The organism is Methylomonas sp. 2F7 (assembly GCF_057126975.1).
Genome location: NZ_CP195203.1, coordinates 2,494,793 through 2,513,737 on the forward strand (window position 1 = coordinate 2,494,793; position 18,945 = coordinate 2,513,737).

The following is an 18,945-nucleotide window of genomic DNA, read 5'->3' on the forward strand; positions in this document are numbered from 1 at the left end:
GTTATCTATCTTCGCTCCCGCGAGGACGGGAATCTTTATTTGTAAGTAGGCTTACCATCACCAAACGCGTTCAATGACACTTCGAAATAGAAGAAATTGCTCGGTTCGCTGGTGTAAGCGCCCTGCCCGCCTTGCGCTACCGGTAAAGCTCTGGATTCGGTGAAGTCGCCCGGCGTAAACCGCGCGTAGCTCATGCTCCAATCCACATAGGCATTGAGTTTATGTCGCAGGCGGATATCAAACTCGTGACCCAAGAAGGCCCCGCTGCGGCCGGTGGTGTCGCGCAAACCGGCCCGATTCCAGCCGCCGGTCTCGCTTTCCTGCCAGTAAGCGTTGTAGCCAGTATCGATACGCACGTCTTTGTAGGGGGTAAACTCCAGCCTGGCCTTCGGTGCGTGAATATTGTCCCAGGAAAAATAATCGTTCCGCGACCAGGGTTGATTAAAGCCGTAGAACGCATCGAAGCGTTGGTTGATGTTGTCGCCGGCGTTTTTATCGCCGGTACCGTAGCCGTAATAGACACTGGCTCGGGGCTTCCAGTCGTGGTCGAAGCTATAACCTAACTCCAAAGAATAGGCCAGCGCATCGTGTTGGCGTAAGGACTCCCCCCTAGTAGCAGACAATGAGCCGTAACGACCAAATTGCTTGTTAATATCCGCGTCAAAGTCAAAGCCGCCCCCAAAAAAGCCATAAGCCCTTAGACCCGGCGCATAAATGTCCATAGTGGGTTTGCGATTTGCCTGAACCCGGTTGGAGGGATCGCCATCGGTTTTGCGCCCCAAGAAATAAGGTTGGATAGTAATAAACTCGGACCATTGCTTCAGGCTCAATACCGCGCCATATATCCAGGTGTCTTCGTCAGGCTGATCGAGTTCGTATTTAAGCCGCTCGACCGGTTGCAGCGCGAAGGTGTCCAGGTCCCAGTTGTTTTGCTTTTTACCGAACCGTACCCGGTAACCATCAAAGTTATTGGTGGTGTTACGGAACTCGTTGTTACCAATCAAGCGTCGATCCAATAACTCCAAATGCATACGACCGGCACGAATGCTGATCGGCCGGTTATGCCCCAAGGCATTGTCGAAATACAACTCGCCATAGCCCTGGATCATTTCAAACTCGTTCACATCGGCATCGGTTTTGGGGTACAAGCCGTTATAACTGCGCGCATCTTCCATCTCGACCGCAAAGCGTAAAGGATCGAGTATCTCCTTAATGCCGACGTAGGCGCGGGTTCTAAGTAACCACAAATTATCGGCATCGGGCCGCCACTCTGAGGTGCCGGAGCGTTGCGGCCTAAAGTCGTTCTCCCGGTATTCGTAGCGGGTGCGAAAATCCAAGCCCACATCCAACCATTTCACATCACGAAACTGCTCGAACTGGGTTTTACTTAAATTACGCACATACAAGGGCGGATCGGTTGGCGCAGGTTCGACGCGATAGCCTTTGGTCGGCACGTAATAATCTTCGGCGTAAACTAAGCCCGGCCAAGCTAGCAACAGGCATAGTGAACCTGCTGCCGGTATTGTGTAAATTAATGGTAGTTTCATGTGGTTAACTGTGGGGTTAGAGTAGTTAATTATCGGTATACAAAAAGATTCTGCCCATCTCGCCATCCTTTAGCTAGGTAGAAACAAACAGGTATTTAGCGGCGTTAGTCCAAGTCTGGCCCAGGAACCCGCTTATGCCGAATCTTTTTGCTGACCCAGTCTAAAGCGCTCGCGCTTGTCGATTTGGACGATACGGCCGTCGTGAATAACGACTTCCACCGAGCCAAAACGAATATCCTGCACAATCGTGGCAATTTGTAATGCAATCTCCTTGTTGTCGCCTTGCTTTAACGCATGACTGTTGAGTTCAATCGCCATATAGCCTCCTGAGGTATGGTGGGTTATCTTGGGTTTATGAATCCGTGTCGCGGGACCGGTAGTGCCCCTGACCGTGAGATAAATGGTAAGAAAACCCAAAAGCGATTGAAAACGATATAAACAGAAATGTATATCTGTTAATGGGATACACAAAGTCGCCGATGCGCAGCATCTCATCCTCGCTCTAAACGCTGAAATTCAACTATCTGTTATCTGAATATCAGATTATCAATTCAATTTATATCATTTCCGTTGGCATTTAAGTTTCTCTATCCTGTCAGCACCTACTGACTGTTTCCAGAGAAACACAATGACTCAAAGCAACATCATGCCCGGCTTTCGACCGGCACTGTCCTACACCTTGTTCTATCTGGCATTGGTGGTACTAATCCCCTTGAGCACTCTGGTATTCAAGAGTTTGCAACTGGGTTGGGGCGAGTATGTGGACATCATTACCAATAATCGGGTGGTATCGTCGTTCCGGGTCAGTTTCGGTACCTCTCTGATAGCCGCCTTGGTGGCCGGCCTGTTTGGTTTTGTGATTGCCTGGGTGTTGGTGCGTTATCCCTTTCCCGGCAAACGCTTCTTGGACGCTTTAATCGATCTACCCTTTGCCTTACCGACGGCGGTGGCCGGCGTCATATTAGCGACCATTTTTCAGCCCAGCGGCCTGCTGGGTAAATGGTTGATGGCCTCCTTTGGCGTGCAGGTGGCATATAAGCCGCTGGGCATTGTGGTGGCATTGATTTTTATCGGTATTCCATTTGTGGTGCGGACCGTCGAACCGGTGTTGCAAGAATTCGACACCACGATGGAAGAAGCCGCCTCCAGCCTAGGCGCCACACGCCTGCAAGTGTTTACTCAGGTGATCTTTCCCAATATTTTTCCGGCGCTGTTGACCGGCGTTTCGCTGGCGTTTGCCCGCGGGGTTGGCGAGTACGGCTCGGTGATTTTTATCGCCGGCAATCTGCCCTATGTCTCGGAAATCGTTCCGCTACTCATCATCACCAAACTGGAGCAGTACCAGTATGCCGGCGCCACGGCGATAGCTCTGACGATGTTGCTGGTATCGTTCCTGTTGTTGCTGATCGTTAATTTACTGCAACTCTGGGCGCGCCGCCGCTCCGGGCAAATTTAGGAGGAATCATGCACGCCAACGTTCATGTCATCGGCGACGCTGCCGGCCAAGCCAACTTCAAAGCACTACATGATCCGTTTTGGGTGCGCTGGGGCCTGGTTGGCGTAGCGGTGGGTTTTATTGTGTTGTTTCTATGTGTGCCGCTGGGCTTGGTTTTATATCAGGCCTTCTCTAAAGGCTGGCAAGCCTATTGGACGGCACTGGCGCAGCCGGATGCCATCGCCGCCATGCAACTGACATTGCTGGTTGCATTGATAACGGTTCCGCTGAATACCGTATTTGGCGTCGCGGCAGCGTGGGCGATTACTCGTTTCGAGTTTTGGGGCAAAAGCTTGCTAACCACCTTGATCGATTTGCCGTTCTCGGTATCGCCGGTGATCTCGGGTCTGATTTTCGTGCTGATGTTTGGCGCCCAAGGTTGGTTCGGGCAATGGTTTTCCGCGCATGACATCAAGGTCATTTTCGCGGTGCCCGGCATCGTGCTGGCCACTATCTTTATCACCTTCCCCTTTGTGGCGCGCGAACTGATTCCGCTGATGCAGGAAATGGGTAACGAGGAGGAAGAAGCCGCGCTGTCGCTGGGTGCCAGCGGTTGGCAGACATTCTTTAAAGTGACTTTACCCAATATCAAATGGGCCTTGCTATACGGCGTGTTGCTGTGCAATGCCAGGGCGATGGGCGAATTCGGCGCGGTGTCTGTAGTATCCGGGCATATTCGCGGCGTGACCAACACCCTGCCGCTGCATGTCGAGGTCAGTTACAACGATTACGACGTCATAGGCGCGTTTTCCAGCGCGTCGATTCTGGCCGGCCTGGCCATCGTCACGCTGGTTTTGAAAAGCTTTTTGGAATGGAAGCAGGCCAGGGTTTAAAGACGAAAGACGAAAAAACGCAGGCGTTCCATCGTCCGCTTAACATCCGTTATGAGATAAAAGACATGAGTATTTTGTTAAACAATATCAGCAAAAACTTCGGCAAATTTGCCGCCTTGTACGACGTCAGTTTGGAAATTCCGGAAGGCGAACTGGTAGCCTTGTTGGGTCCGTCCGGCTGCGGCAAGACCACCTTGTTACGCATCATCGCCGGCCTGGAAACTCCGGATTTCGGCCGGGTTCTACTCAGCGGCGAAGACAAGACCGAGCAACATGTCAGCCGGCGCGGCATCGGCTTTGTGTTTCAACATTACGCCTTGTTCCGGCATATGACGGTGTTCGACAACATCGCCTTTGGTTTGCGGGTCAAACCGCGCAAGGAACGGCCAACCGAGGCCTTTATCAGCAAAAAAGTGCACGCCTTATTAGAGTTGGTGCAATTGGATTGGCTGGCGGATCGTTTTCCGGATCAACTATCGGGCGGGCAGCGGCAGCGGATTGCCTTAGCTAGAGCCTTGGCGGTGGAACCTAGCGTCTTGTTGCTCGATGAACCGTTCGGCGCACTGGACGCCAGCGTGCGCAAGGATCTGCGGCAATGGCTGCGCAATCTGCATCAGGAATTGCACGTCACCAGTATTTTTGTGACCCACGATCAGGAAGAAGCCATGGAAGTGGCCAGCCAAGTCGTCGTATTGAATCAAGGCCGTATCGAGCAGCAAGGCGCACCGGCCGATATTTACGATCATCCGGCCAATGCCTTTGTTTCCAAATTCATCGGCCAAACCAACGTTTTCGATCTATCGGAAACCGAAAGCAATTGGCTGCAACGTGCGGGGATTCTGGCGGAAAAACCGCAAGGCATCTTCGCGCACGTGCGCCCGCATCATATCGACATCGTCAAGGCCGAAGAACCTTTCGGCTCGCCGGTGACGTTGAAAGACTGGCAACATCTGGGCGCGACGATACGCATCGAGCTGTTCAATCCGCAACATAACGGTTCCGGCGCAACACTGTTTGCGGAAATGCCTAACGAACGCTTCAAACAATTGAATTTAAACAAGGGCGACCGCGTGGCTGTGCATATCAAGCAAGCGCATTGGTTTAATTGACAGCATCCCTTCATAGCTCGGGCTATGCCGAGCATAGCCCCGAACAGGCATTTGACACGGTTCACGATTGTTGCCCCATCGCTCAAATCACCCCATGGAAAGACCGATATGAATCTAAATCAGCTTGAATTATTGCGTGTCCTGAAGGACACCCAGTTCAACCAATCCAAAGCCGCGGAAATCATGCATGTCGTGCAGTCGGCTGCCAGCCGGCAATTGCAGTTACTGGAGGAGGAATTAGGCTCGCCGCTCTACGAACGGCACGGCAAAAAGTTGCTGGGCCTGACGCCGCTGGGTGAGCAGGTGATGGAACAGGTGGACAGGATCAATCAGGCCAAAAAGAACATCCTGTCCATAGCCGACGACTTTCGCGAGAATCGCAACGGCGCTTTACATATCGCCACCACCCATACTCAAGCCAAGTACTTGCTGCCGGAACCGGTGCAAAAATTCCGGGAAAAATATCCGGGCATTACCATTTATATGGTGCAATCTTCGCCCCAGGAGCTGATTGAGCAACTCCATCAGCATCGGGCCGATATTGCCATCTGCACCGAAAAGCTGGATGAGGACGAGAAACTGGTCGTCAAATCCTGCTACGAATGGCAGCACATTGCCGTAGTGCCGCGCCATCACCCCTTGGCGCAGGGCGATGTGACGCTGGGCCGGCTGGCCGCATTTCCGATTTTAACTTACTCGCAAGGCTATACCGGCCGTTCGACCATCGAAAAAGCCTTTAAGAACGCCGGTAAAGAGCTGGACATCACCCTGTCCGCCGCCGATTCCGACATCATCAAAACCTATGTCAGACTGGGTTTGGGCGTGGGGATTATCGCCGGCACGTCGTATGAATCGCGCAACGACAATGATTTGGTCGCCAGGGATTTGTCACACCTGATCCCGCGCTCGGTAACGAAAATTGCCTACTTGAAGCAATTATATCTGCCGACTTATTTGCAATATTTCATTAACGAGCTGCTTTCCAAAGCCACCAAGGAGCATCAATATTAAAATCCAGCAGGAATTTCGGTTTTTATTTCCATATTTATCATAAGAGCAGCCCTAAAAATTTTGACTTTGCGCTGCTTCACGCAAAAACAAAGACTTACAAACAACCCAACCACCGCAGCAAGCCCGTTGCAACGAGGTAAATCATATTTTTAGATTTATATATCTCAAATAGGCATTACACAAACCTAGGCTGCCCGCACCTGTATTGACAGCCTTCGTTTAAACCAAGTACTTTAAAAAAAATCGCTGACCGGACCGCCGGAAGCCAGTACGCCTGAACTCATAAGCAGGCTGCTGGCTTTTTTTTGGCCCGCAGAAAACCGACAGGGAGTAATACCGCCATGACGCATTGGTATCCAGATAACTCGCAATCGATAGGCAACACCCCATTAGTCCGGCTAAACCGCATTACCGACGGCGCTCCGGTGACTTTGCTGGCCAAGATTGAAGGCCGCAATCCAGCCTATTCCGTGAAATGCCGCATCGGTGCGGCGATGATTAACGACGCTCAGCAGCGCGGTCTGCTCGCCGACGGCAAAGAATTGATAGAACCGACCAGCGGCAATACCGGCATCGCCCTGGCCTTCGTGGCCGCCGCCCGCGGTATTCCGTTGACGTTGACGATGCCGGAAACGATGAGTCTGGAACGGCGCAAATTATTGGTGGCTTACGGTGCCAAACTAGTCCTCACCGAGGGCGCCAAGGGTATGAAAGGCGCGATCGCCAAAGCCGAAGAAATTGCCGCATCCGATCCGGACCGTTACGTATTGCTGCAACAGTTTAAAAATCCCGCCAATCCAACCATCCACGAACTGACCACCGGCCCGGAAATCTGGACCGACAGCGACGGCGCTATCGACATTTTGGTGTCCGGCGTCGGCACCGGCGGCACCATTACCGGGGTTTCGCGCTATATCAAATTCAAACAGCGCAAACCGATCATTTCCGTAGCAGTAGAACCCGAAGCCAGTCCGATCTTGACCCAATTCCGCGCCGGCGAACCCCTGCAGCCGGCGCCGCACAAGATTCAGGGCATCGGTGCGGGATTTGTGCCGGAGGTATTGGATTTGTCCCTGGTTGACGAAATTGCCCTGGTCAGTAACGACGATGCCATAACCTATGCCCGCCGTCTGGCGCGCGAGGAAGGCATCCTGGCTGGCATCTCCTGCGGTGCGGCCGTGGCTGCGGCGGTGCGGGTGGCAAAGCGTACGGAACACGAAGGCAAAACGATTGTGGTCATCTTGCCGGACTCCGGCGAGCGCTACTTGAGCTCGGCCTTGTTCGAAGGCCTATTCAACCCGCAAGGTGTGGCGCTATGACCTTAACTGAAAACGGCCAACGCTGGGAAATCGATGCACTGGTCGCCGAACTACGCGAACTGCGTCTGCAATCCTTGGAAAGCCGCCACCGCCGCGAACATCCACCCAAATTGCCTTCGCGCAAAGTGCTGAGCCAAATCGTCGACAATTTGGGCGCGGTGCTGTTCCCAAACCGGCTGGGGATGCCCGACCTGACTGACGAAGGTATCGATTATTTTGTCGGCCACACATTGGATAGTCTGCTACGACAATTGCAACGGCAAATCGGCCTGGAATTGCAATTTGTCGCCGAACAGCAAGGCCTGTCCCTGGACACGCATAGTCAAGCGACAGACATCACTCGGCAGTTTGCAGCCCAGCTACCTGGCGTGCGGCAATTGATCGACAGCGACATTCAAGCTGCTTACGAAGGCGACCCGGCCGCACGCTGCGCCGACGAAGTCTTGGTCTGCTATCCCGGCATCACCGCCGTAATCCACCATCGGCTGGCTCATGTGCTCTACGAATTGGGGCTGCCGCTGGTGGCGCGCGTGATTAGTGAAGTAGCGCATTCCGCCACCGGCATCGACATCCATCCGGGTGCGCAAATTGGCGAAAGCTTTTTTATCGATCACGGCACCGGCGTGGTGATAGGCGAAACCGCCGTCATCGGCCGCCGGGTGCGCCTGTATCAAGCTGTCACGCTCGGCGCCAAACGCTTTGACAAAGACGACAACGGCATTCTGGTCAAGGGCCACGCCCGCCACCCCATCGTCGAGGACGATGTGGTGATTTATGCCGGCGCCACGATTTTGGGGCGCATCACCATCGGCCACGGCTCGACGATAGGCGGTAACGTCTGGCTCACCCACAGCGTACCGCCCGACAGCCTGGTCAGCCAAGGCCAGAACCGCACCGAAGTATTTGCCGGCGGTGGCGGGATTTAAACGCCGACGGCAAATCCGTATTTTTAACACCAACATTAAAAACATCTGCAACGAAAACACCCAGTTAACAACCCACCAGCCACTAAGAAAGGAAAATCATCATGTCAGACATTCATCAAGCCCATACCGCGTTAGGCGACGTCGCTGCGCGCACCTTATCCAACGCCACCAAAACCGTGCCCATGATGGGTACCATCACCCCGCGCTGGCTGGTGCATTTGATGCACTGGGTACCAGTCGAAGCGGGTATTTACCGGGTCAACAAAGTAAAAAGCGAAACCAGCATTGCCGTCGATTGCTCCAGCCTCGACGAAAAAGTGTTACCGCAAACCTACGTGGATTACGAAGAATGGGGCCGCGAATATCGCCTGAACGCCGTCAACACCGTGCTGGACGTTCACACTCGCGTCGCTGATTTGTACAGCAGTCCGTACAACCAAATCCACGAACAGCTGCGCCTGACCATCGAAACCGTCAAAGAGCGCCAAGAAAGCGAATTGATTAACAATGCCGAATACGGTTTGTTGAACAACGTTGCGCCCGCGCAAAAAGTGCAAACCCGCAAAGGTTCGCCAACCCCGGACGATCTGGACGAGTTGATTGCCAGAGTCTGGAAAGAACCCGCTTTCTTTCTAGCCCACCCACGCGCCATCGCCGCGTTCGGCCGTGAAGCGACTCGCCGCGGCACACCGCCACCTACCATCTCCATGTTCGGTTCGCAATTTTTAACCTGGCGCGGCCTGCCCTTAATTCCGACCGACAAGCTAAAAATCACCAACGGCAAAACCAACATCCTGTTGTTGCGCACCGGCGAAAGCCGTCAAGGCGTGGTCGGTTTGTATCAACCCAACTTGACCGACGAATTGAGCATGGGCCTGTCCGTGCGCTTCATGGGCATCAACCACAAGGCCATCGCTTCCTATCTGGTATCGCTGTATTGCTCGTTGGCGGTGTTAACTGAAGATGCCATCGGCGTATTGGAGAATGTCGAAATAGGCAACTACTATGACTACCAATAACATAGACTTAGCCGGTCTGGCGCAACAAGCGCTGAGCGGCGGCACGGTGCCCGAGGGCTTGCCGGATACCGCCGAACTGACGCGCTTGGCCAACCAGTTTTTCCAAGAAGTACCTAACGCAGGCGAAGCAATCGATACCGTGCCAGTGTCGGCGGCAACATCAGTTCCGTTCACCAATGTACCGGCAGGTTTCGATTCCCGGCCCGGCATCGACGACAGCGCGATTTCGGCCCTGGTGCAGCGCAGTTTTGCGTTGCCCGGCACCACGGATTTGCAAACCGCCTTGTCCACGCCCATGGGCCATGCGCCGCAACCGCCGACGACTGGCGGTTCAGCGTTTTATTTTTTAAACGACGTATCGGCATTGGCTCGCGCGGCGCAAATACTGGGTTTAGGTTCCGCGCATCCGCCCTTTGATGTGCATGCGGTGCGCAAAGACTTTCCGATTCTGCAAGAACGCGTGAACGGTTATCCGCTAGCCTGGCTGGATAACGCCGCCACCACGCAAAAACCGCAGGTGGTGATTGATCGGATTTCCGAGTTTTATCAACACGAAAATTCCAACATCCACCGCGCCGCGCATGAATTGGCGGCACGAGCGACCGATGCTTATGAGGGAGCACGACAAATCGTCGCGCGTTTTGTTAATGCCTCGTCGGCCGATGAAGTGGTGTTCGTGCGCGGTGCTACCGAAGCCATCAATCTGGTTGCGAAAAGTTGGGGCAAGCAGAATATTGGCGCAGGCGACGAAATCGTCATCAGCTGGCTGGAACATCACGCCAATATCGTGCCCTGGCAGCAGCTTTGTGCAGAAACCGGTGCGGTGTTAAGAGTCATTCCGGTCGACGACAACGGCCAGGTGATTTTGGCCGAATATCAAAAACTGCTAAATGCCAAAACCAAGCTGGTGTCGTTTACGCAGGTCTCGAATGCGTTGGGCACCGTCACGCCGGCGCAGGAAATGATCGAATTGGCACACCGGGCCGGCGCTAAGGTATTGTTGGATGGCGCCCAATCGGTGTCGCATCTGAAGGTTGATGTACAGACCTTGGATTGCGATTGGCTGGCATTTTCCGGCCACAAAATCTTCGGTCCAACCGGTATCGGTGTGCTTTACGGCAAGGCGGAAGTTTTGGAGGCTACCCAACCGTGGCAAGGCGGCGGGAATATGATCGAAGACGTCACCTTCGAGAAAACCGTCTATCAGCCGGCACCCGCCAAATTCGAAGCCGGCACCGGGAATATTGCCGATGCGGTAGGCTTGGGTGCGGCGCTGGAATATCTGAACAAGATTGGCATCGAGAACGTAGCCCGCTACGAGCATGAATTGCTGGTTTATGCGATGCATGCCTTGCAAGCTATTCCCGGACTACGCTTGATCGGCACCGCGCCGGAAAAGACCAGTGTGGTTTCGTTCGTAATGGACGGTCATAGCACGCAAGATATTGGCAAAGCCCTGAATGAGGTGGGTATTGCCGTTCGCTCAGGCCACCATTGCGCACAGCCCATCTTGCGGCGTTTTGGTTTGGAAAGTACCGTAAGACCTTCGTTGGCGTTTTATAACACTTACGAGGAAATCGATAGGTTATCGGCAACCCTAAAACGGCTGCAGTGCACTTCTCGGAGGTTTTAGACTAGCATTTTGAGGTCAAGACTACAGTCTTGACCTCAAATACTCGCGCTGGACATGCCAACATATTTCTTAGAAGCATTTACAACGTGAGGAAATGGGCATAAGCCGCTATAAAACCATCTTGATTCTACACCTTATATCTTAGCTTATCGGTAACGCCAATTGTCCTGGCGTTACCGAGCATTTACTATCTTAACTACGAGTTTCCGTAGCCAGTTCCAGCACCGACTGCGGTCCGGCCGCCTTGCGTTTTTTCGGCTTAAAGGTTTTAACCAGCCTTTTCCAGCCGACCACCAGCGAACTGGCACCCAGTACCAAACCGAAACCCACCCAGGTCAACATCCAGGCATCCCAAATCGGCCGGTGATAGAGCCAACCGAAATCCCAATGATGCAAGCCGGAATACAACCAACGAAACACCCGGCGACTGCGATCCAGCTTGGCTAGCAAGCTACCGTCTTGCGGATCCAGATAAAACCGGGTACCGGCTTCGTCGGCCAACTGCACCGCCACCACCGGCAAGGGTTTTTCCACCAAGCTTTGATTATGTCGCGGATAATAATAACTGTCGTAGTCGTCCAATAGTTCCTGGCTGGCGATTGGCGTATCTTCCGCCACACGCTGAATCGCTTCGGTTACCGAGACCTTATTGAATTGCTGAACCGCCCCATCCACCGCTTGCGGCAATCGCTGACCATCGCGGCTGTAGGCCAATAACACTGCTTCGCCGCCCAAGCGGCGCCAGCCCAGTTCGACAATGTCCTTACCCTGAGCCGTGTTAAGCGGGCCGGGTTGCCAGTTGCGCATCGCGTCAGGCAATACCCTGCCCAAATAACGGTTCAATTCTTGCCGCGTCGGATTGGCTTCGGAAAATAATTTGCCGGGATTGGTATCGATAAATCCGCTCAACGCCCAGGACAGCGCCACGGTACCGCCGATCAAACCGCTCCAAAAATGCCATTTAAACCAAAATTCGCGGTAGGGCTGCGTGCGACCTTGCGAGTAAGTGGGCTTGCCATTAAAACCCGGCCGCCAGCGCAGCCAACCGATAATCAAACCGGTAATGCAAGCGATGGTCGCGCCCAAGCCGGACCACAGTTGCACATCATGGCGATATTGACCTAGACCGATGGCTTCCAGAGGTTTGAACAAATGCAGCCAGTTGCCGGCATAGTAAAACGCTCTATCGACGCGGGTCGAGGCATGTAGCACTTCGCCGGTGCGCGCAGAAATCAACAACTCGTCGCCAGCGTCGCTAGCCACCCGATGAAAAGGCCGCAAGGCATCCTGATTGCGCAGAATAATCGGCGCTTCTACCGTTTCCAGTACGTGCAAATTTTGGTTAATACCATCGCGTTTGAACCAGTCATCGGCGATGCGTAACGCCTGCTCCACCGAGGTTTCGCGTAAGCTGCCATCTAACGCGGACAGTGCAAAGCGGGCGCCTTTGCTATCTTCCACCAGCCAAAACGGCTCGTCGTTACGTCTTACCAAGCGGGCATCGGCTATACCGACCACTTGTTCGACGCCATGGCCCACCTCGGCTTTTGCCTGCCCGCCGTGTTCCCCCATGTTTGCCGGCTTGGATTTATGTTGCGCGGCAAACAGCTTACGTTGCTCGGTACTGCGCTCCCAGGCTTCGCCCAGGCTCAACCAGCCCGCTTCCGGGGCCAGGCTTTCCGCATGCGCCAGTTGTTGACTGCGGCTTTGCGTGGTCGGCGTCGAATAGATGATCGCGATGCCGGTAAAAAACCAGAAAAACATGAACAAAGCCAACACCACCCCCAGCCAGCGGTGGGTTTCATATAACAACCAATTCAAAGACTTCTTCATTGCCGCCCTCTTAAACACCTTTTGTTGATGACACTATCCGTTGAAAATAAGCTTGCACTTCGCCCCCTATACCTTTCCTTAAACAGCTATTGACCAGCGCTTACGCTCTCCTGATTCTTTTCGCGATTTACAACCACAAGCGCTACCGATAAAAACGTTTCATATCAACTCCGTAAAAGGGATGGGAATAAGCTTCCGGCGACACACTCATATGCTTACAACCCCGATAGGTATTCGACCAGGCCATTCAATTCGTCGTCGTTCAACGACTTGGCCACCTTATTCATCACGGCTTCCGAGCTATTATTCCGTTCGCCCAGCTTCCAGTTGGTCAATTGACTACGCAGATAAACCCGGCGCTGCCCGCCGATTACCGGATAAATGACGTTGTCCTTTACCATGCCCTTACCGTTTTCGCCGTGGCAACTGGCACACGCGGGCAAATCCCGCGCCGCATCGCCGTTCACAAACAAATTCTTGGCAAGAGGATTGTCGGCAATCCGCTCGCCGCGCATGACTTTTTGGCTGGCAAAATAAGCGGCGATGTCGGCCATATCTTCTTGGGAAAGATCCGCAGCCATCACATTCATAATCTCGTGACTGCGAGCGCCGGATTTAAAATCGCTGAGCTGTTTAACCAAATAGCCGGCGTATTGACCGGCGTGGCTGGGAATTCTGACATCGCCACTGTTGCCGTCCTCACCATGACATTCCTGGCAACGTTCGTCAGCCGACTTTTGTTTACCGGCGACCGGGTTGCCGTTGCCGATGCGTTGCACGGCAAGCTCAGCGCTCTGCTCGGCGAATACGGTTTTCGCCGAGGCCAACAACGCAAAGGTACTGACGGCCAGCCACGGACTGCGACGGCGCCAATGTGCTCTTGCTCTGCGGGGTTTGGTTTCGGGCGTCACAGCAAATACCCAGCGGCAAAACCCCATGCCTAGTTTGCCTTCGATCGATCAGCGGCGAGCTTTTCCACGATTTCCAGCGCTTTGGCGACATTTTCTTCGGGCTTCAATCCGCCCAAGGTCGCGGCGATTTTGCCGTTCGGCGTGACCACGAAGGTGGTGCGTTCGGCAAAGCCGTGATTGATTTCCACGCCTCGGCTATCGGTTTTACCCGGCGCGGCGGCTTTGACAGCAATATCGTAATTACCGGAGATTTTGCCGTCGGCATCGGATGCCACCGGAAATTTGCTGGCGCAGTAATTAGGGTCGGCGGAAAAGTCGTTCAGGCGTTCGATACTGTCCAGCGATACACCAACAATGCTGGCACCGGCGGCGGCAAATTTTTCGTAATTGACCGCAAAGCTATGCGCCTGCAAATTGCAGCCGCCGGTATAAGCGGACGGATAGAAATAAACGACTACCGGGCCTTTTTTCAAAGCCTCTTCCAGCGTGTAATTAAAAGCCTTGCCGGCCAGCGAAGCTTGCGCTTGAAAATCCGGCGCGGGATGGCCCTCCGGGAGTGCGGCCATCACCGGCAAAGCAAATACGGCAGGCAGCAGGCTTTTCAAAAATAAGTTTTTCATAATTCTTCAATTAGAGGGGTTTGTATTTGTCGTGGCAGGCGCCGCGGCATTGTTTGGAAAAGTCGTTGGCGGCAACGGCAGCGGTATCGAAATCGCCGGCAGCCAGCGCATTCTGAATATTGACTGCCTTATCCTGATATTCCTTGGCGTTATGCGTGGCATCGTCGGCATTGCCGCGCTTGGCAAAAAAGCCTTCAACCAGTTTGAATTCGTCCTGTAATTGCTTGGCTTGCGTTACCGCGGTGTTGGCGTCCTTGGCGGCAATATTGTTTTGCACTTCCTGAATTTTGGTTTCCACATCATTCATTAACTCTTCGAAATCGAATTCGCTTTCGGCAATCACCGCGCTGCTGCTGAGAACTAACCAAATTCCGAAAAGGTAAATCGTCTTTCGCATATCACTAACCCTGTCACGGCATTGCATACCGCACTAAATTGTTTTCTCAGAACATCTCTAAAATTCCCTCTTCGTCAAACAAGACTCAAACGAAACACTGTCACCCAAGGCCCCCACAAAGGCCTAGCTTCGCGTTTTACCGGGAGATAATCCGGTTCGCCATCCATTGGCCACCCGACTTCCTTGCCGGGATAAACGCTTGCTCTCTGACAGCGTCGTCCTAACGCCCTGTTTAATAAAGAAGGAATTTCAGAGATGTCCACATTGATTCAAATTCGCGTTACACCAGGCTAATAGCCGGCTCGGCGAATCGCTTACCCGAAAGCGCCGCGCCTTCGGGTAAGACTCTAAAGCTCGGCCTTAGGCAATCAATTCCTTGATCACTTTGCCGTACACCACGGTTGGGCGTTCCGAACGGCCTTGATACTTGTAAATCAGTTTCAAGTGATCCAGACCCAACTGGTTCAGCACCGTCGCATGCAAGTCATAGGTATCCACTTCGGTGCCTTTGATGGCTTGTACGCCCAGCTCGTCGGTGCCGCCATGGGTATAGCCGGCTTTGACGCCGCCGCCCGCCATCCATTGGGTGTAGCCCCAAGGGTTGTGGTCGCGGCCGTCGCCGGATTCGCTCCATGGCGTGCGGCCGAACTCGGAGGTCCACACCACCAGCGTTTCATCCAACAAACCTTTGGCTTTCAAATCTTTCAACAAGCCGGCAATCGGTTTGTCGATAATTTTTGAATGCTTGCTGTGGTTGTCTTCGATGTTTTGATGGGCGTCCCAATCGCGGCTGTCACCTTTGATGTCAGTCGGGCCGGATACGACTTGCACGAAGCGCACACCGCGCTCGGTCAAACGTCTGGCACGCAATAACAACTCGCCGTATGGGCGGGTGATTTCGTCGTTCAAACCATACAGCGCTTTAGTGGCTTCTGATTCCTTGCTAAAGTCGACCGCTTCCGGTGCGGTTTCCTGCATGCGGTAAGCCAGCTCGTAAGATTCGGTGCGAGCTTGCAGCTCGCTATCGGTGGGATAGTTGGACGCATGTTGTTGATTAATCTGTTTCAACAAGTCCAGCGCATGGCGTTTTTCCGCGTTAGCCAGATATTCAGGGTTGTTCAAATGCAGGATCGGTGAATTACCTGGGCGGAACGGCGTACCTTGATACACCGCAGGCAAAAAGCCGGACTCCCAGTTGGTCACACCGCCGCGTGGCTCACGTTTGTCGTTATACAACACCACGTAGGCAGGCAGATTCGGGTTCGCGGAACCCAAGGCATATTGCACCCAGGCGCCCAGCGTTGGCCGGCCGGGGTTCAAACCGCCGGTGTTCAACTTCATGATGGAAATATCGTGGGTAGCACCCACGGTCACACTGGATTTAATGAAGGCCAGGTCGTCGGCATGTTCCGCCAGATTGGGCAGCCAGTCGGAAAACCAGGCGCCGCTTTGACCGTGTTGTTTCCAGTCGCGTTTGGTGGCGATTAATTTGGTGATACCGCCTTGGGTACTGGTTTTGATACCTTGTAAAAACGACGCGGGAATACCGGTACCTGCCTGTTTGACCAACTGGGGTTTATAGTCGTACAAATCCAGGGTGCTAGGGGCTCCAGACATGTGCAGCCAGATGACGGTTTTGGCTTTAGGCGCGAAATGCGGCGCTTTCGGCGCTAAGGGGTTGGCACCGGCCAAGGCTTTCAAAGCCGGATCATCCGCAAACGCGCTGGCAATGACGCCACCGCCCGGCAGGAAACCGCTGACGGCCAAGCCGCCCAAGCCATAGCCGGTTTTTACTAAAAAATCGCGACGTGATTTGTTGTTCATTATCTAAACCTCTTGAATATTATTTTGTGTCGGCAACTGTTTCGGGTTCGGTAAGGCGCCCGCCGATTTGGCAGACGCCCACTTAAACCGAGTCGTATGTATCGTTAAAACCGGTAGATGAATTCGTTGGAGTTAGCTACCACGTGGACCAAATCCACGAATGCAGCAGCTCTAACAGGGTCACCCAGCGGCTTGTCCTTGACGCCTGCCGGCACGTTTACTTCAAACTTGCCATCCGCTGCCTTGGCGCGAATGATGGCTTCCTGTTCATTCAAGAAGGCCTGCAGCGACTCTTTTTCTTCATCCTTCGGTTGCCGTGCAAACAAGATTTGATAGAGTCTGCTGATCCGATCTTCCTCGTCTTCACCTGCTTCGTTGATCACCCGGCCAGCCAAAGATTTTGACCAATCGAAAATCAATTCGCTGTTGTACAAGGTCAGGGCTTGCAGCGGCGTGGTGGTTACCTCGCGTTTGCTGTGCGCTTCCTGCGGCGACGCCATGTTGAAGGAGTCCAGAATCGGATAAGGGATACTGCGCCGGGTAAAGATGTACAAACTGCGGCGGTTCTGATCGTGCACATCCTTAGAGGTTTTCCAGGCAGGATCGCCTTGGAAGTTACCGCTGGCGGTGTTAATCGCTTTTGGCAACGGTGGGTAAACGCTAGGACCGCCCACTTTCTCTTCCAATTTGCCCGCCGCGGCTAACAAGGAATCCCTGACTTGCTCCGCTTCCAGACGTTGGCGTGGAAACACTGCCAGCAATTGATTTTCGGCGTCGGCTTGGGCCACATCTTCGCGGTAAGCGGACGATTGGCGATAGACGCTTGAAAGCAAAATTTCGCGGTGCAGTTTTTTCACGCTCCAGCCGTCGTTGACGAATTTGGAGGCCAGGTAATCCAGCAACTCGGGGTGCGTCGGTTTTTGGCCGGCTTTACCGAAATCGCTGACGGTGGTAACGATACCTTTACCGAAATACTGGTCCCAAATCCGGTTGGTAAATACCCGAGCGGTCAATGGATTGGTTGGGCTGGTAATCCATTTAGCCAATGCTGAACGGCGACCGGATGAAAACGGTAAAGGTTTGATATCCGGTTTTTCGTCGGTAATCGCTTCCGGGAACGCCGGCTGCACTTCTTCCAATGGCTTTTCGTGATCGCCCACCGCAAATACGTAGCTAGGCGGCGCATCCGGATGACCCAGTTCGGTCATCGCTGAAATAGTGTTGGAGGATGTGGTCGGTTTCAGATCGTTGAATTTTTTCAGCTCCTTATCCAGTTTTTCCAACTCGGCCCATTGCTCGGCGATTTTTGGATCGCGCGTTTTTGCATCGGTACTTTCACCTTTTTCCCGGAAATACGATTCCAAGCTACCTTCATCGGTCACATTAGCCAAACGGTGGTTTACCCAACGGTCGCGAGCGGTCCATTGCTCTTTGGGTTTGAAAATCGCTTCCCGCGAGTCGGTCAAATAACGTTCCTTGTGATATTTAAGCGCTTCTTCCCTATGCGTATCGATAATGGCCTTTTTCTTGGCACGAATATCTTTAGTCGCCTCTTCCCATTTGGCGTACTGCTGTTCGTAGGCTTTTTCCACCTCGCCTTTCTTCGCGGGGATATTGTCTACCGGCGCGACATTGGCAAAGAACGACTGTAAGGAGAAATAATCTTTCTGGCTGATCTTGTCGAATTTGTGGTTATGGCAACGCGCGCATTCCACGGTTTGACCCAGCACCACCTTGCCCACGGTATCGGTTATATCCGTGGTAATTTGGTATTTGCGCTGCACCAAGTCGCGGGAGTTGCTGTTATCCGGGAATTGCGCCATGAAGCCGGTGGCAACCAAGGCTTGTTCGTCGCCCGGCCACAATTCGTCGCCGGCTAATTGTTCCTGAATAAATTTGCTGTACGGCTTGTCCTGATTAAATGAGTTAATCACGTAATCGCGGTAACGCCACATGTTCAAGCGGTCGTTATCGTTTTGAAAGCCGGTACTGTCGGCGTAACGTGCCAAATCCAGCCATTTACGCCCTTGACGCTCGCCGTATTTCGGCGAAGCCAACAAACGGTCAGCCAATTTTTCGTAAGCATCGGCCGATTTGTCATTAACAAACGCATCGACTTCTTCCGGGGTTGGGATGACACCCCAAACGTCCAGCGTGGCCCGGCGAATGAACGACGCGCGGTCGGTATCTTGCGAAGGTTTGATGCCTTTGGCTTCCAGAGGCGCCAACACGAAAGCATCGATAGGGGTTCTCACCCAATCCTTCTGCTGCACGTCAGGAACGGCCGGCGCTTTTACCGGCTGATACGACCAGAGTTTGGATTTGGATTGTCCGGCTGGCGCAGCCGCTTCGGTGGCCGGCTTTTCATCGGCTGCCTGGGCTGCGTCTGAGAGCGCAATTGCCAGCCCCCAGACCACAGCGCAATAGAGTTTGATTTTCATGGAATTCCTCCAAAATGTCAGCTTGAT

The 18,945-nt window shown here is 53.5% G+C and carries 16 protein-coding genes; 8 read left to right on the forward strand and 8 right to left on the reverse strand.

Features of this window, described 5'->3' with window-relative positions:
* Positions 1–35 precede the first annotated feature (35 nt).
* Positions 36–1,547, reverse strand: coding sequence for an alginate export family protein (locus ACR64Q_RS11155; protein ID WP_313734753.1), 1,512 nt, complete (start codon positions 1,545–1,547; stop codon positions 36–38).
* Between the two features lie 132 nt (positions 1,548–1,679).
* Positions 1,680–1,865 carry a YezD family protein gene (locus ACR64Q_RS11160; RefSeq protein ID WP_064010329.1) on the reverse strand — a complete coding sequence of 62 codons (186 nt, stop codon included), beginning with the start codon at positions 1,863–1,865 and terminating at the stop codon, positions 1,680–1,682.
* 310 nt (positions 1,866–2,175) lie between these two features.
* On the opposite strand from ACR64Q_RS11160, the gene cysT reads away from it, so the two are divergent.
* From cysT to ACR64Q_RS11200, 8 genes are all read left to right on the forward strand, one after another.
* Positions 2,176–3,003 (forward strand): sulfate ABC transporter permease subunit CysT, encoded by an 828-nt coding sequence (cysT, locus tag ACR64Q_RS11165; protein ID WP_020481370.1) that lies wholly within the window; start codon positions 2,176–2,178, stop codon positions 3,001–3,003.
* Between the two features lie 8 nt (positions 3,004–3,011).
* Entirely contained in the window at positions 3,012–3,875 is an 864-nt protein-coding gene (cysW, locus tag ACR64Q_RS11170) for a sulfate ABC transporter permease subunit CysW (protein ID WP_020481371.1), read from the forward strand.
* Between the two features lie 65 nt (positions 3,876–3,940).
* Entirely contained in the window at positions 3,941–4,984 is a 1,044-nt protein-coding gene (locus ACR64Q_RS11175) for a sulfate/molybdate ABC transporter ATP-binding protein (RefSeq protein ID WP_313734756.1), read from the forward strand.
* A gap of 108 nt (positions 4,985–5,092) precedes the next feature.
* Positions 5,093–5,995: a LysR substrate-binding domain-containing protein gene (locus ACR64Q_RS11180; RefSeq protein ID WP_020481373.1), complete on the forward strand. Its 903-nt coding sequence runs from the start codon at positions 5,093–5,095 to the stop codon at positions 5,993–5,995.
* A gap of 341 nt (positions 5,996–6,336) precedes the next feature.
* Positions 6,337–7,314: a cysteine synthase A gene (cysK, locus tag ACR64Q_RS11185; RefSeq protein WP_483823327.1), complete on the forward strand. Its 978-nt coding sequence runs from the start codon at positions 6,337–6,339 to the stop codon at positions 7,312–7,314.
* On the forward strand, positions 7,311–8,240 hold the full coding sequence (gene epsC, locus ACR64Q_RS11190; RefSeq protein ID WP_313734760.1) for a serine O-acetyltransferase EpsC: 930 nt from the start codon (positions 7,311–7,313) through the stop codon (positions 8,238–8,240). Before cysK ends, epsC begins: the two co-directional genes overlap by 4 nt.
* 101 nt (positions 8,241–8,341) lie before the next feature.
* Positions 8,342–9,259 (forward strand): family 2A encapsulin nanocompartment shell protein, encoded by a 918-nt coding sequence (locus tag ACR64Q_RS11195; protein WP_020481377.1) that lies wholly within the window; start codon positions 8,342–8,344, stop codon positions 9,257–9,259.
* Positions 9,246–10,892 (forward strand): family 2A encapsulin nanocompartment cargo protein cysteine desulfurase, encoded by a 1,647-nt coding sequence (locus tag ACR64Q_RS11200; protein ID WP_313734762.1) that lies wholly within the window; start codon positions 9,246–9,248, stop codon positions 10,890–10,892. The genes ACR64Q_RS11195 and ACR64Q_RS11200 overlap by 14 nt, the downstream gene beginning before the upstream one ends.
* 192 nt (positions 10,893–11,084) lie before the next feature.
* Here ACR64Q_RS11200 and ACR64Q_RS11205 read toward each other — a convergent pair whose 3' ends face one another.
* The 6 genes from ACR64Q_RS11205 to ACR64Q_RS11230 form a co-directional block, all read right to left on the reverse strand.
* Entirely contained in the window at positions 11,085–12,725 is a 1,641-nt protein-coding gene (locus ACR64Q_RS11205; protein ID WP_313734763.1) for a PepSY domain-containing protein, read from the reverse strand.
* Positions 12,726–12,940: 215 nt separating this feature from the next.
* Complete coding sequence (locus ACR64Q_RS11210) at positions 12,941–13,636, reverse strand: c-type cytochrome (protein WP_313734765.1); 696 nt, start codon at positions 13,634–13,636, stop codon at positions 12,941–12,943.
* 29 nt (positions 13,637–13,665) lie between these two features.
* Positions 13,666–14,256, reverse strand: a complete 591-nt coding sequence (locus ACR64Q_RS11215; protein ID WP_313734766.1) for a peroxiredoxin — start codon at positions 14,254–14,256, stop codon at positions 13,666–13,668.
* Positions 14,257–14,266: 10 nt separating this feature from the next.
* Positions 14,267–14,653 carry a hypothetical protein gene (locus ACR64Q_RS11220; protein ID WP_313734767.1) on the reverse strand — a complete coding sequence of 129 codons (387 nt, stop codon included), beginning with the start codon at positions 14,651–14,653 and terminating at the stop codon, positions 14,267–14,269.
* Positions 14,654–15,013: 360 nt separating this feature from the next.
* Positions 15,014–16,477: a DUF1501 domain-containing protein gene (locus ACR64Q_RS11225; RefSeq protein ID WP_313734769.1), complete on the reverse strand. Its 1,464-nt coding sequence runs from the start codon at positions 16,475–16,477 to the stop codon at positions 15,014–15,016.
* Between the two features lie 104 nt (positions 16,478–16,581).
* Entirely contained in the window at positions 16,582–18,918 is a 2,337-nt protein-coding gene (locus tag ACR64Q_RS11230; protein WP_313734771.1) for a DUF1549 and DUF1553 domain-containing protein, read from the reverse strand.
* Between the last annotated feature and the right edge of the window lie 27 nt (positions 18,919–18,945).

Bases quoted from the DNA above. Each gene is read 5' to 3' on its own strand.
- cysK (WP_483823327.1), top strand. From the start codon at position 6,337: ATGACGCATTGGTATCCAGATAACTCGCAATCGATAGGCAACACCCCA.
- ACR64Q_RS11195 (WP_020481377.1), top strand. From the start codon at position 8,342: ATGTCAGACATTCATCAAGCCCATACCGCGTTAGGCGACGTCGCTGCG.
- ACR64Q_RS11205 (WP_313734763.1), bottom strand. From the start codon at position 12,725: ATGAAGAAGTCTTTGAATTGGTTGTTATATGAAACCCACCGCTGGCTG.
- ACR64Q_RS11215 (WP_313734766.1), bottom strand. From the start codon at position 14,256: ATGAAAAACTTATTTTTGAAAAGCCTGCTGCCTGCCGTATTTGCTTTG.
- ACR64Q_RS11155 (WP_313734753.1), bottom strand. From the start codon at position 1,547: ATGAAACTACCATTAATTTACACAATACCGGCAGCAGGTTCACTATGC.
- ACR64Q_RS11225 (WP_313734769.1), bottom strand. From the start codon at position 16,477: ATGAACAACAAATCACGTCGCGATTTTTTAGTAAAAACCGGCTATGGC.
- ACR64Q_RS11220 (WP_313734767.1), bottom strand. From the start codon at position 14,653: ATGCGAAAGACGATTTACCTTTTCGGAATTTGGTTAGTTCTCAGCAGC.
- epsC (WP_313734760.1), top strand. From the start codon at position 7,311: ATGACCTTAACTGAAAACGGCCAACGCTGGGAAATCGATGCACTGGTC.
- cysW (WP_020481371.1), top strand. From the start codon at position 3,012: ATGCACGCCAACGTTCATGTCATCGGCGACGCTGCCGGCCAAGCCAAC.
- ACR64Q_RS11200 (WP_313734762.1), top strand. From the start codon at position 9,246: ATGACTACCAATAACATAGACTTAGCCGGTCTGGCGCAACAAGCGCTG.
- ACR64Q_RS11180 (WP_020481373.1), top strand. From the start codon at position 5,093: ATGAATCTAAATCAGCTTGAATTATTGCGTGTCCTGAAGGACACCCAG.
- ACR64Q_RS11175 (WP_313734756.1), top strand. From the start codon at position 3,941: ATGAGTATTTTGTTAAACAATATCAGCAAAAACTTCGGCAAATTTGCC.
- cysT (WP_020481370.1), top strand. From the start codon at position 2,176: ATGACTCAAAGCAACATCATGCCCGGCTTTCGACCGGCACTGTCCTAC.
- ACR64Q_RS11160 (WP_064010329.1), bottom strand. From the start codon at position 1,865: ATGGCGATTGAACTCAACAGTCATGCGTTAAAGCAAGGCGACAACAAG.
- ACR64Q_RS11230 (WP_313734771.1), bottom strand. From the start codon at position 18,918: ATGAAAATCAAACTCTATTGCGCTGTGGTCTGGGGGCTGGCAATTGCG.